Here is a 12,722-nt window from a genome sequence, read left to right on the forward strand (position 1 = left end):
TCAGCGCAGTTCAGAAACCTGAGTCACCCCCGCCGCCCGAGTCGAAACCGCCACCGGAGTCGAATCCACCGCCCGAGTCGGACCCACCGAAGTCCCAACTGCCGCCGCCCGAGTCGGACCCGCCGCCGAAATCCCAACTGCCGCCACCGGAGTCGTAACCGCCGCTGCCGCCGCCGGCAAAGCTGACGTCGCCGCCGCCGGAGTACGTGTTGCTGTTGCCGTCGAATCCGAAATCGCCCTGCTGGGTGTCGTAGCCGGCACTCTGGCCCCTGTCATAGCCCCCGTCATAGCCACTGTCAGCCCACGCCGAATCGCGTCCCGCCTCGAAGCCGCGCTCGTAACTGCCGCCCCAGTGATCGTCCAGCAGCGCATCCATCATCAGGACATCGGCGACGGCCCAGCCCCAACCCGGGCCCCAGAACGCGTACGGGTAGTAGCCGGGGTAGAAGAACATGCCGTTGTAGTAGCCGCCCCCGTAGTAGTGCTGATAACCGGGCTGCGGCGTGGTCGTGTAGTTGTTGTTGGTGATCGTCACGTTCTGACCGGTCTCGGGGTCCGTCGTGCGCACCGTCGCCTGCTTGCGATCCTGCTCCGGGACGGCCGCAACGGCATTGGTGGTTGCGACGTTCAGCTTCTGGTAGCCGCGGGCCACCGTGGCCTGTACGACCCGCAGGTGTGCCCGGGCTGAGCTGTAATCGCGAGCCTCGAAGGCCTTGCGGGCGTCATGCAGGCTGGAGTTGGCCTTCAGCGCCTCGGCGCTGACGTCGACCTCGCTGTTGGAGACCACGGCGCTGTCGAGGTCGCTGACACCCGACTCGGCCACGATCAGCTCCTGCTTCACGTCATCACGCGCCTCGGCATCCTTGCGGCGCTTGCGGTTACGGCTCGCGACGAACACGATTAGGGCCGCCACCAAGGACAGGATCCCCAGAATGATCAGCATCGTCCACAGCGCCGACCCGCTGTCGTGCTTGTGACTCGTGGTGGGCGAGGACGTGACGCGTTGCCCGGGCGACACATTCAGATTGGACAGTTTCTGGACGAACTCACTGGTCGCCCCGTAGGGGTCGTTGCGGTGATTTCGGGCCGACTGACCCATGAACGAGTCGACGTTGTCGGCGACCGCCTTGGGCACGTTGTAGGCGCGTACGTGATAGCCCTTGGAGTCGATGACCAGGATCACCCCGCTGAAATCGGCGATACGACCCAGGATGACCTCGTGCATGGCATCCGGCGTGGTGATGCCGGTCTGACTCGCGGCGACCGCGGCCACCCAGACCGGCGGCACGTCGCTCCACGTCCAGCGGCTGCCGAGGATCTGCTGGTTCAGCTGATCGGCGTTCTGCAAGGGCGGCCTCGCCGCCGGGTCGGCCACCACCACCGTCTGCGCGTCGAACTTCGCCACGAGTTCGGCGGTGTAGGTGTCGGCCGATGCGGCCGGCGAGAGCAGCACTGCCAGCGCCGCGATGATCGGGATCAGAACGATCCCGCGAAGTCGCACAATCACGTTTCTCCTCACGCTATCGACGGTGCCCGCAAGAGTTGTCCGACGGCTTTGCCGGCCACGCGCAGGCACCGATGCGGTGACGGTCTTGACGGCGTCGCGCTCGAGGGAGTCGCGGTGTTGGAATTGGACGAGTCGCCGCACGCCGCCGCGACCAGACCGACCGCCGCGGCCGCCAACACATGTGCCTCGTGCGTCATCTCGCCCACCTGTCCTCGCGGCAAACCGGTCCCCTGCACGCTACCAACCGGGAATGGCCGCGAGTTGCGCCCAAAGCGGAATCGGCGGCCGCCTATCCGACGGTGTTCTGCCTGGTGCCCAGGATCCCGCGGGACGCCTTGACGGGCTGTCCGTCGGCGATTTCGACGACTTCGAGCCAGGCGCCCGGAGCGACGTAGTGGCAATTGATGTCCTCGCGTTGCATCCGGATGATCAGCACGCCCGCATCCGTCACTTCATAGCTGTCGAATGCGCCGTAGTCGCGTGGGCTGCCGTTGCTGAACACCACCGTGAATGTCATGCGAAGAGTATGGCGGGCAACCGACTGGCAACACTACCCGTCGAGCGCCAGGTCCTTGCGGAAGCGCTGCATGCCGTCGATCTTGTCGTCCAACGACGCATCCGGCCCGGTGTAGAACATCCACGGCATGGTGATGATCCCGGTGATGCCGGCATCTTCGGCGCGCCGGTAATCGGCCGGGGTGAACGCGTCGGTCAGCGGCGTCAGGACGGTGAAATCGTCCATCGTCAAACCCTTTTGAGCGCGCAGTTCCCGCAACTTGCCGACCGCCTCGATGGCGTGTTCGGTCTTGATCAGGTCACCGATCCAGCCGTCGTTGCGAGCGGCCCGGCGCAGCGCGGCGTCGCTGAGGCCGCCCGCGTAGATGGGAATCGGCGGCGGGGTGGGCTGCATCTCCAGCCGCGGCGTTCGGTAGAACTCGCCGTCGAACTCCGTCCAGCCCGGCGACCACAGCGCCCGCATCAACCCGACGATCTCGTCGGTGCGCTTACCGCGCGCGGCGAATTGCTCGTCCATCAACGCGAACTCTTCTGCGCACCAGCCGACGCCGATGCCGAGCTCGATGCGCCCCTCGGCCAAAACGGCTGCGGTACCAATGGCTTTCGCCGCCGAGTACGGGTTGCGCATCGCCGGGATATAGACGGTGGTGACGAATCGCAGCCGGGTGGTGACCTGGGCCAACGCGCCGGCCAGCACCCACGGGTCCGGCCAATCGGTGAACGGCTGCCACCGTCGTTCCCCGTCCTTAGTGTAGGGGTACGGCGTTTCCAGGGTCTCGAGATTGACGACGTGGTCGGGTATCCCCACGCCGTCGTAGCCGAGCTCGTCGGCGGCCTTCGCGATCTCGATGATCTCGCGGGTATTCAGGAACGCGCTGCTGATGTAGAACTTCACTGGGCGTCCCTCGCCCACGCCGGCTCGATGAAGATGCCCTCGGCCTCGACGGTGACGCCGACCGAATCCGAAATGGTGCCGTGCGCAAAAACTTTGACGCCCGCAGCGCTCTCGATCCACGCGTCGCAGCGCAGCGGACCCAGCGGGGTGCCGCGCAGATATTTCACGGTGATGGTTCCGGTGAACCGCGCTTTGGACAGGCCCTCGCTGGCGGCCTCGCCGAGCATGTGGTCGAGCACCAGGGCGCTGACGCCACCATGCACCAGACCAGGCGGCCCCTCGTAAGCCGAGCCCAGCACGAACTCGCTGAAGCAGCGCCCGCCGCCCTCGTGCTGCACGACGATCGGCGGGGCGATGGGGTTGCACACACCGATCGCGGCGTTGCCCAGCGGCAGCGGGCGGCCGTCGACGCGGTAGCTGACCTTGGCCGGCCGGGTCCGCTGCCGCAGCGACTCGGTGACGGCCTCGATCGCGATGCGCGCCTGGTGGACGACGTCGTCGTCGACCTCGGTGTGGATGGTGGCGTCGACGAGTTCGCGAACGGCCTCGGCCAGCGGAGCGTACAGTGCCGTCACCCGGCCGGCCTCGGCCGCGCTCAGCACCTCGAACATGGCCTCGGATATCGGGTTCACCGCGCTGGACTCGCGGGTCAACTGCCGAACACCTTGCGCACCACAGCTTTTGCGCGCCGCGTCACTCTCAGATAGTTGTCCAAGAACTCACTTCCATCGTCGTTGGGCCAACCCGCCGCGACCGCGACCGCGTTGAGCTGGCGTCCGGGACCGGGCAGCTGGTCGGTGGGCTTGCCGCGGACCAGCACCAGCGCGTTGCGGGCCCGGGTGGCGGTCAGCCAGGCCTGCCGCAGCAAATCCACGTCGTCCGCGCCAACCAGCTCGCTCGCGGCGATCACGTCGAGGGACTCCAGCGTCGAGGTGTTGTGCAGCGCCGGAATCTCGTGCGCATGCTGCAGTTGCAGCAGCTGCACCGTCCACTCGACGTCGGCCAGGCCGCCGCGCCCCAGCTTCGTATGGGTGTTGGGGTCGGCGCCGCGCGGCAGCCGTTCCGCCGCCACGCGGGCCTTGATGCGGCGAATCTCTTGCACCGCCTCGGCGGACACGCCGTCCTTCGGGTAGCGGGTCCGGTCGGCGAGCAACAGGAACCGCTGGCCCAGCTCCGCATCGCCGGCGACCGCGTGCGCGCGCAGCAGCGCCTGAATCTCCCACGGCTGCGCCCACTGCTCGTAGTAGGCGGCGTAGGCCCCCAGCGTGCGGACCAGCGGGCCGCTGCGCCCCTCGGGCCGCAGGTTGGCGTCGACCTCCAGCGGCGGGTCGACGCTGGGCGTGCCCAGCAGCGCGCGCACCTGCTCGGCGACCGATATCGACCATTTCACCGCCTGCGCCTCGTCGGCCCCGTTGGCCGCCTCGCAGACGAACATCACGTCAGCGTCCGAGCCGTAGCCGAGCTCGGCGCCGCCGAGTCGGCCCATGCCGATAACCGCAAGGGCCGCAGGCGCTTTCCCGCTCTCGGGCAGATTGGCCCCGATGATGGCGTCCAACGCCGCCTGCAGCACCGCCACCCACACCGACGTCAGGGCGCCACACACCTGCCGGACTTCGAGCAGACCCAGCAGATCCGCGGAGCCGATGCGGGCCAGTTCCCTGCGGCGCAGCGCACGGGCGGCCGCGATCGCGCGGACCGGATCCCGGTGGCGGGCCGCGGAGGCTGTCAAGCCGCGGGCCACCGCGGCTTGATCGGTCTGCAGCAGTTTCGGGCCGCCCGGGGCATCGCCGTAACTCTCGATGACCCGCGGCGCGCGCATCAACAGGTCGGGCACATACATCGAGGTCCCCAACACATGCATCAGGCGCTTGGCCACCGCGGGCTTGTCGCGCAGCGTGGCCAGGTACCAGGTCTCGGACGCCAGCGCTTCGGACAGCCGGCGGTAGGCCAACAGACCGCCGTCGGGGTCGGGCGCATAGGACAGCCAGTTCAGCAGCCTGGGCAGCAGCACCGACTGCACGCGGCCGCGCCGGCCGCTCTGGTTGACCAGTGCCGACATGTGTTTCAGGGCGGTCTGCGGGCCCTCGTAACCGAGTGCGGCCAGCTGCCGCTCCGCGGCCTCCGCCGTCATGCCGTGGGCGATCTCCAGCCCGGCGGGCCCGATCGACTCGAGCAGCGGCTGATAGAACAGCTTCGCGTGCAGCTGGGACACCCGCAGATTCTGGTGCTTGATCTCCTCGCGCAGCACGCCTGCCGCGTCGTGGCGGCCGTCCGGCCGGATGTGGGCGGCCCGGGCCAGCCAGCGCACCGCCTCCTCGTCGTCCGCCGCTGGCAGCAGGTGCGTGCGCTTGAGTCGCTGCAGCTGCAGCCGGTGCTCGAGCAGCCGGAGAAACTCGTAGGAGGCGGTCAGGTTCGCCGCGTCCTCGCGGCCGATGTAGCCGCCTTCACTCAGGGCCGCCAACGCGTCCACGGTGGAAGCCACGTGCAGCGATTCGTCGCTGCGGCCATGCACCAGCTGCAGCAGCTGCACGGCGAATTCGACGTCGCGCAATCCACCGCTGCCGAGTTTGATTTCGCGGTCGCGCACCTCGGAGGGCACCAGCTGCTCGACCCGGCGCCGCATGGCCTGGACCTCGACCACGAAATCCTCGCGCTCGCAGGCGACCCAGACCATGGGCATCAACGCGTCCAGGTAGCGCTTGCCGAGCTCGGCGTCGCCGACCGCGGCCCTGGCCTTCAGTAACGCCTGGAACTCCCAGGTCTTCGCCCAGCGCTGGTAGTACGCGATGTGTGACTCGACGGTGCGGACCAGCTCGCCGCTGCGCCCCTCGGGCCGCAGCCCGGCGTCCACAGCGAAACAGGCCGCCGACGCCACCCGCATCACCTCGCTGGCGACCCGGGCCGACACGGCGTCGGCATGCTCGGCGACGAAGATGACGTCGACATCGCTGACGTAGTTCAGTTCGCGGGCACCGCATTTGCCCATCGCGATGATCGCCAGTCGCGGCGGTGTTTTGTCGCCGCAGACGGTCGCCTCGGCGACCCGCAGCGAGGCCGCCAGCACCGCGTCCGCCATGTCGGACAGCTGGGCACCGACGACGGTGAACGCCACCACCGGCTCGTCCTCGACCGTCGCGGCCAGGTCGAGCGCGGCCAGCACCAGCAGATGGTCGCGATAGCAGTTGCACAACCTCGAAATCGCGGCCACGGTCTCGCCCCGGGTGTCCTCGACGCACCCGATGAACGTGTCGAACAGGTCCTCGCGGGTGGGCAGTTTGATCTTGCCGCGCAGCAGCTTCCACGATTGCGGCTGAGCGACCAGGTGATCCCCCAACGCCAGCGACGAGCCCAGCACCGCTAACAGCCGCCCCCGCAACGGGCGTTCGGTCAGCAGCGCGGCATCGAGTTCAGCCCAGTCGCTGTCCGGACTCTCCGAAAGGCGGACCAAGGCCAGCAGGGCGGCGTCGGGGTCGGGTGCCCGCGACAACGCCCACAACAGGTCGACGTGGGCCGGATCGTCCTGGCCCGTCCAGCCCAGCTGCGCCAGCCGCGCCCCCGCGGACGGGTCGACCAACCCGAGCCGGCCGACGCTGGGCAGCCGGGGTCGCGCGGTCGCGGGCTTGGTCACGCCCAAAACGGTAGCGCAACCTGCCGATGGCTCAGACCGGTCCGCCCGCCCAGTGGGCTACAGCGACAGGTAGGTGCTCAGCTCGAACGGCGTCACATGACTGCGGTAGTTCGCCCATTCTGTGCGCTTGTTGCGCAGGAAGAAGTCAAAGACGTGCTCTCCCAACGCCTCTGCGACGAGCTCGGAGGACTCCATGGCGCGCAGCGCGGCATCGAGGCTGGTCGGCAGCTCGCGGTAGCCCATGGTGCGGCGTTCGTCGGGGGTGAGGTCCCACACGTTGTCCTCGGCTTGCGGCCCCAGCACGTAGCCCTTCTCCACCCCGCGCAGCCCAGCCGCCAGCAGCACGGCGAACGTGAGGTAGGGGTTGCATCCCGAGTCGGGGCTGCGGACCTCGATACGTCGCGACGACGTCTTGTGCGGCGTGTACATCGGGACCCGGACCAGCGCCGACCGGTTGGCCGCGCCCCAGGACGCGGCCGTCGGCGCCTCGCCGCCGTGCACCAGCCGCTTGTAGGAGTTGACCCACTGATTGGTGACCGCGCTGATCTCGGAGGCGTGCTCGAGAATTCCGGCGATGAACGACTTGCCCACGTCGGACAGCTGCAGCGGATCGTCGGGGCTGTGGAAAGCGTTGACGTCGCCCTCGAACAGGCTCATGTGGGTGTGCATCCCCGAGCCGGGGTGCTGGCCGAACGGCTTGGGCATGAACGACGCCCGCGCGCCGTTCTCGATCGCGACCTCCTTGATGACGTAGCGGAACGTCATCACGTTGTCGGCCATCGACAGTGCGTCGGCGAAACGCAGGTCGATCTCCTGCTGCCCGGGCGCGCCCTCGTGGTGGCTGAACTCGACCGAGATGCCCATGAACTCCAGCGCCTCGATGGCGTGCCGGCGGAAGTTCGACGCGGAGTCGTGCACGGCCTGGTCGAAGTAGCCGGCGTTGTCGACGGGCACGGGCGGGGTTCCGTCGTCCGGACCCGGCTTGAGCAGGAAGAACTCAATCTCAGGATGCACGTAGCAGGAGAAGCCGAGGTCGTTGGCTTTCTGCAGCTGACGCCGCAAGACGTGCCGCGGGTCCGCCCACGACGGCGAGCCGTCGGGCATCGTGATGTCGCAGAACATCCGCGCGGAGTGGTGATGCCCGGCGGCCGTCGCCCACGGCAGCACCTGGAACGTCGAGGGGTCCGGGTTGGCCACGGTGTCGGATTCCGACACGCGTGCGAAGCCCTCGATCGAGGACCCGTCGAAGCCGATGCCTTCCTCGAACGCGCCCTCGAGCTCGGCCGGGGCGATAGCGACCGACTTCAGGAAACCGAGGACGTCAGTGAACCAGAGCCGCACGAAGCGGATGTCCCGTTCCTCCAGCGTGCGGAGGACGAATTCCTTCTGTCGATCCATACCCCGCACAGTAGGCAACTGCTGTTAATTCCGTGTTACCGACGCGCGGCCAGAACCGTTGCGAGCTTTACGAACGGGGCAGCTCAGGGCCGTACTTTCTACTGGCACTGCAGCGCCGGCGGCGGCGCCGTTCCGGCGATCAGATAGCGCGTCACCGTGGCATCCACGCACTGGTTCCCGTTGAACACCGCGGTGTGCTGGGTGCCGTCGTAGGTGATCAGCGGGGCGCCGAGCTGCCGCGCCAGGCTGACCCCGGACTGATAAGGCGTGGCCGGGTCATGCGTCGTCGAAACGACGACGACCTTTCCGGGCGGAGCCGGCGGCGCGGTGTGCGGCTGCGACGTCGCCGGCACCGGCCACAGCGCGCACAGATCGCGCGGGGCGTTGCCGGTGAACTGTCCGTAGCTCAGGAACGGCGCGGCCTGACGGATCTGTTGGTCGGCGGCCACCCAGGACGGGGTGTCCGGCGGCGACGGCGCGTCGACACATCGAATCGCATTGAACGCATCCTGGTCGTTGGCGTAGTGCCCGCTCTTGTCGCGGTCGTCGTAGTCGTCGGCGAGCAGCAGCAAGTCACCCGCGTCGCTGTGGCGCTGCAACCCGAGCAGGCCGCTCGTCAGGTACTTCCAGTGCTGCGGCGTGTACAGCGCGTTGATCGTTCCGGTCGTGGCGTCGGCATAGCTCAAGCCGCGCGGGTCGGACGTCGGTCCCGGCCTGGCGACCAGCGGGTCAACCAGGGCGTGATAGCGGGCGACGAACTGGGTCGGGTCGGTGCCCAACGGGCAGGCCGGCGAGCGGGCGCAGTCCGCGGCGTAGTCGTTGAACGCGGTCTGAAAGCCCGCCATCTGCTCGACGTTCTCCTGCACCGGCCCGACCGTCGGGTCGATTGCGCCGTCGAGCACCATCGTCCGGACGTGGTCGCTGAAGCCGGCGAGGTAGGCGGTGCCGATCTCGGTGCCGTAGCTGTAGCCGAGGTAGCTGATCTGCTCCTCACCGAGCGCCCGACGCACCAGGTCCATGTCGCGCGCGACCGAGGCGGTGCCGACGTTGGCCAAGAACGCGTTACCCATCCGGTTGACGCATTGCTGGGCCAGCTGCCGGTACAGCTGTTCGATGTGGGTCACGCCGGCCGGGCTGTAATCGACCATCGGTTCCTTGCGGTACGCATCGAACTCGGCGTCCGTCCGGCACCGCAGCGCGGGCGTCGAGTGCCCCACGCCGCGCGGATCAAAGCCCACCAGGTCGAAGTTGCGCGTGATGTCGCTGCCCTTGAGGTCGGCGGCCATGGCGGCGACCATGTTGACGGCCGAGCCGCCGGGCCCGCCCGGATTGAGCAACAGCGACCCGATGCGCTGACCGGTGGCGGGGACGCGAATCACCGCCAGTTTCGCCTGCGCCGCACCGGGATTGTTGTAGTCGACCGGGACCGACACGGTAGTGCATTGGGCGGTGGGGACCTCGCTGCTGTCGCTGAGGAACTGGCTGCAGTTGCCCCACGTCACCGGGACCGCGGCGGCCGGGACCGGCGCCGGGTTGGGGCCCTGACCGGGACCGGGTTCTGGGGTTGCCTGGGCCGCAGCGGGTTGCCCCGCGAACATCAGACCTACCGACAGCAGCACCAAACTCATCGGCTTCAGGCGCGGCATGCAGGACATCGTCGCAGCTGCGCATTCCCGTCACAGCGCGAAATGGTCACGCCTTGATCTCGGGCCCGGCGTGCCTGCGCGCGCCGGCGACCGCGCGGGGTTACAAGCCGCTAGCACTTCGCGCCGCTGGGCGGCGTGGTCCCACCGACCAGGTACGCCGTGATGTAGTCGTCGATGCAGCTGTCGCCCTGGAAGACGACGGTGTGCTGGGTGCCGTCGAAGGTGAGCAGCGAGCTGTGCAGCTCGTCGGCCAGATCCACCCCGGCCTTGTACGGAGTCGCCGGGTCGTGGGTGGTCGACACCACCACGGTCGGCGTCAGGCCGGGCGCCGAAATGGTGTGCGGCTTGCTGGTCGGCGGCACCGGCCAGAACGCGCAGGTGCCCAGCGGCGCGTCGCCGGTGAACTTGCCGTAGCTCATGAACGGCGCGAGCTCGCGGGACCGCCGATCCTCGTCGATCACCTTGGCGCGGTCGGTAACCGGCGGCTGGTCGACGCAGTTAATCGCGACCCGCGCATCGGTGGCATTGGTGTAGTGACCGTGCGCGTCGCGGCGCATGTACATGTCGGCGAGCGCCAGCAGGGTGTCGCCGTGGTGGTCGACCAGTTCGGACAAACCGTCGGTCAGGTGGTGCCACAGCGTCGGCGAGTACAACGCCATGATGGTGCCGACGATGGCGTCGCTGTAGCTCAGCCCGCGCGGATCGTTGGTGTGAGCTGGCCTGCCGATCATCTGGTTGTTCGGATCGACGAGCGGATCGACCAGGCTGTGGTAGACATCCACGGCCTTAGTCGGATCGGTGCCCAACGGACACGTCGCCGTCTTGGCGCAGTCGGCGGCGTAGTTGTTGAACGCGTCCTGGAATCCCTTGGCTTGCCGCAGGTCGGCCTCGATGGGATCGGCGTTGGGGTCGACGGCGCCGTCGAGGATCATCGCCCGCACCTTCTGCGGGAAGGCCTCGGCGTAAGCCGAGCCGATCCGGGTGCCGTAGGAGTAACCGAGGTAGGTCAGCTTGTCGTCACCGAGCGCCGCGCGAATCGCGTCCAAATCCCGGGCCACGTTGACGGTTCCGATGTTGGCCAGGAAGTCCTTGCCCATCTTGTCGACGCAGCGGCCGACGAACTGTCTGGTCTCGTCCTCGATGTGGGCCACGCCGGCCGGGCTGTAGTCGACGTTCGGTTCGGTGCGCAGCCGGTCGTTGTCGGCATCGGAGTTGCACCAGACGGCCGGGCGCGACGACCCCACTCCCCGCGGGTCGAACCCGACGAGGTCGAAGCGCTCGCGGACCCGCTTGGGCAGCGTCTGCACGACGCCCAGGGCGGCGTCGATGCCGGATTCGCCGGGGCCGCCGGGGTTGATCACCAGGGAACCGAGTTTGTCGCCGGTCGCCGGGAACCGGATCATCGCCAGCACCGCGACGTCCATCCCGTTCGGGTGGTCGTAGTCGACCGGGACGGCGAGCTTGCCGCACATCGCGCCGGCGGGCAACTTCACTTTGCCGCCGCCCACGACCTTGCAGGGCGTCCACTCCACCGGCTGGCCGAGCTTGGGCTCCGCCATCAGTGCACGTCCGGTGACAATCCGGACGCATCCACCGAGAAGCAACGCCACGGCAGCCATCGCCGTCCAGACCAGCAGCATGCGCGCGACCGTGTCGCGGCGGAACAAACCCATGACATCACATGCTGCCAGAGGGAACCTGAGATTCAGGTGAGCGGCCTCGCCGCGGCTACTGGGCGGCTGCCAGCAGTTCTTGCAATCCGACCGCGAACTCGTCGGCCAGCTCCCAGAGGTCGGGCACCAGCTCCGGGCACGAGATCAGCCCGATGTTCAGATTGCCGTGCAGCGACATCGCCGTGATGTTGAGGCCCGAGCCGTGAAAAATCGGTCCCAGCGGGTACATCGCCTTGACCTCGCAGCCCAGCATGTACAGCGGGACCTGCGGGCCCGGCACGTTCGACACCACCAGGTTGTGCACCGGCAAACTCTCGGTGAGCTTGGAGCTGGCATAAAGCCGCATCGCGACGCCGAAAACCGCCGGCCCCGCGAACTGCGACCAATCCTGCAACAACGATGCGCCGATGGTCGAACTATGTTGTTTGGCAACCGAATTCGTATCGGCGATGGCCCGCAGGCGTTGTACCGGGTCGCCGAGCTGGGTGTGCAGATTGGCGAACATGCCCGAGACCTTGTTGCGGCCCGGGCGGTCGGACTTGTCGTGCACCGACACGGGCACCATGGCCACGAGCGACGCTTCGGGCAGCTCGTTGCGCTGGGCCAGATATTGGCGCAGCGCCCCGGAAACCAGCGCCATCACCACGTCATTGACCGTGACCCCGAAGTGGTTCTTCACCGTCTTGATGTCGTCGATGTCCAGCTCGGCGTAGGCAATGTTGCGGCGGCCGTTGATCTTTGCGTTGAAGGCGGTGCGCGGTGCGGCGAACGGGCGCGCCATCGTCTGGCCGTCGCGGACCCGGCGCAACGTGGCGACCACCGAAGACAGCGTCTCCGGCACCACGCTGGCCAACTGCAGCGGCCGCGCGGCGAACCGGACCAGGCCGCCCGCGGCGATCTGCCAGCCGCTGGCGCCACCGACGCCTTCCGCCGGATCCGGCGGCGGGGCGTCGGGCTCGGTGCCGCACAGCTGCGACATCAGGCCCGCGCCCGTCACGCCGTCCACCCCGGCATGATGCACCTTGGTCAGCACCGCCACGCGCCCGTCCCGGTGGCAATCGGTGCCCGCCACGCCCTCGATGACCCACATCTCCCACAGCGGCTGGCTGCGATCCAGCTGCAGCGACGCTATGTGGCCGCAGATCTCCGACAACTCCGCGCGCCCGCCCGGCGGCGGCAGGCCGATTCGATGCAGATGGCGGTCGAGGTCGAAGTCGTCGTCGTCCACCCAGACCGGATGGTCGAGATTCAGTCGGTTGTCAGCCAGCTTCTCGCGGAATTCCGGCATCGCCTTGAGCCGCAGCGACAAGGCGTCGCGCAACCGGTCGAAGGTGTAGCCACCGGGCATCGTCGACGTGTCCAGGTCGGCGATCGCGCACACGTGCAGCGGCTGTGACGCGGTCTCCAGGTAGAGGAAACTGGCGTCGAGGCCAGTGAGCCGCTGCATCTTAAGCATGGT

At 68.2% G+C, this 12,722-nt stretch carries 10 protein-coding genes; all 10 read right to left on the bottom strand.

Going from position 1 to position 12,722, the window contains the following annotated elements:
- Nucleotides 1-10: 10 nt before the first annotated feature.
- The 10 genes from MSG_RS25905 to MSG_RS15515 all read right to left on the bottom strand — a co-directional run bounded on the left by MSG_RS25905 (nucleotide 11) and on the right by MSG_RS15515 (nucleotide 12,710).
- Complete coding sequence (locus tag MSG_RS25905; protein ID WP_096440947.1) at nucleotides 11-1,507, bottom strand: hypothetical protein; 1,497 nt, start codon at nucleotides 1,505-1,507, stop codon at nucleotides 11-13.
- 8 nt (nucleotides 1,508-1,515) lie between these two features.
- Entirely contained in the window at nucleotides 1,516-1,704 is a 189-nt protein-coding gene (locus MSG_RS15475) for a hypothetical protein (RefSeq protein WP_142404477.1), read from the bottom strand.
- Nucleotides 1,705-1,796: 92 nt separating this feature from the next.
- Nucleotides 1,797-2,024 (bottom strand): hypothetical protein, encoded by a 228-nt coding sequence (locus MSG_RS15480; protein ID WP_096440951.1) that lies wholly within the window; start codon nucleotides 2,022-2,024, stop codon nucleotides 1,797-1,799.
- 33 nt (nucleotides 2,025-2,057) lie between these two features.
- On the bottom strand, nucleotides 2,058-2,918 hold the full coding sequence (locus MSG_RS15485; protein ID WP_096440953.1) for a TIGR03619 family F420-dependent LLM class oxidoreductase: 861 nt from the start codon (nucleotides 2,916-2,918) through the stop codon (nucleotides 2,058-2,060).
- Nucleotides 2,915-3,529 carry a PaaI family thioesterase gene (locus MSG_RS15490; protein WP_170063197.1) on the bottom strand — a complete coding sequence of 205 codons (615 nt, stop codon included), beginning with the start codon at nucleotides 3,527-3,529 and terminating at the stop codon, nucleotides 2,915-2,917. The genes MSG_RS15485 and MSG_RS15490 overlap by 4 nt, the downstream gene beginning before the upstream one ends.
- A gap of 38 nt (nucleotides 3,530-3,567) precedes the next feature.
- A complete protein-coding gene (locus tag MSG_RS15495) occupies nucleotides 3,568-6,552 on the bottom strand; it encodes a bifunctional [glutamine synthetase] adenylyltransferase/[glutamine synthetase]-adenylyl-L-tyrosine phosphorylase (protein ID WP_096440957.1) in 2,985 nt (994 codons plus the stop codon).
- 51 nt (nucleotides 6,553-6,603) lie between these two features.
- Nucleotides 6,604-7,944: a type I glutamate--ammonia ligase gene (glnA, locus tag MSG_RS15500; protein ID WP_096440959.1), complete on the bottom strand. Its 1,341-nt coding sequence runs from the start codon at nucleotides 7,942-7,944 to the stop codon at nucleotides 6,604-6,606.
- Between the two features lie 98 nt (nucleotides 7,945-8,042).
- Nucleotides 8,043-9,599, bottom strand: coding sequence for an alpha/beta hydrolase (locus tag MSG_RS15505; protein WP_096440961.1), 1,557 nt, complete (start codon nucleotides 9,597-9,599; stop codon nucleotides 8,043-8,045).
- 101 nt (nucleotides 9,600-9,700) lie between these two features.
- On the bottom strand, nucleotides 9,701-11,263 hold the full coding sequence (locus MSG_RS15510) for an alpha/beta hydrolase (protein WP_096440963.1): 1,563 nt from the start codon (nucleotides 11,261-11,263) through the stop codon (nucleotides 9,701-9,703).
- Nucleotides 11,264-11,318: 55 nt separating this feature from the next.
- Nucleotides 11,319-12,710 carry a WS/DGAT/MGAT family O-acyltransferase gene (locus MSG_RS15515; RefSeq protein ID WP_096440965.1) on the bottom strand — a complete coding sequence of 464 codons (1,392 nt, stop codon included), beginning with the start codon at nucleotides 12,708-12,710 and terminating at the stop codon, nucleotides 11,319-11,321.
- Nucleotides 12,711-12,722 lie beyond the last annotated feature (12 nt).

Source organism: Mycobacterium shigaense (assembly GCF_002356315.1).
GTDB classification, from domain to species: domain Bacteria; phylum Actinomycetota; class Actinomycetes; order Mycobacteriales; family Mycobacteriaceae; genus Mycobacterium; species Mycobacterium shigaense.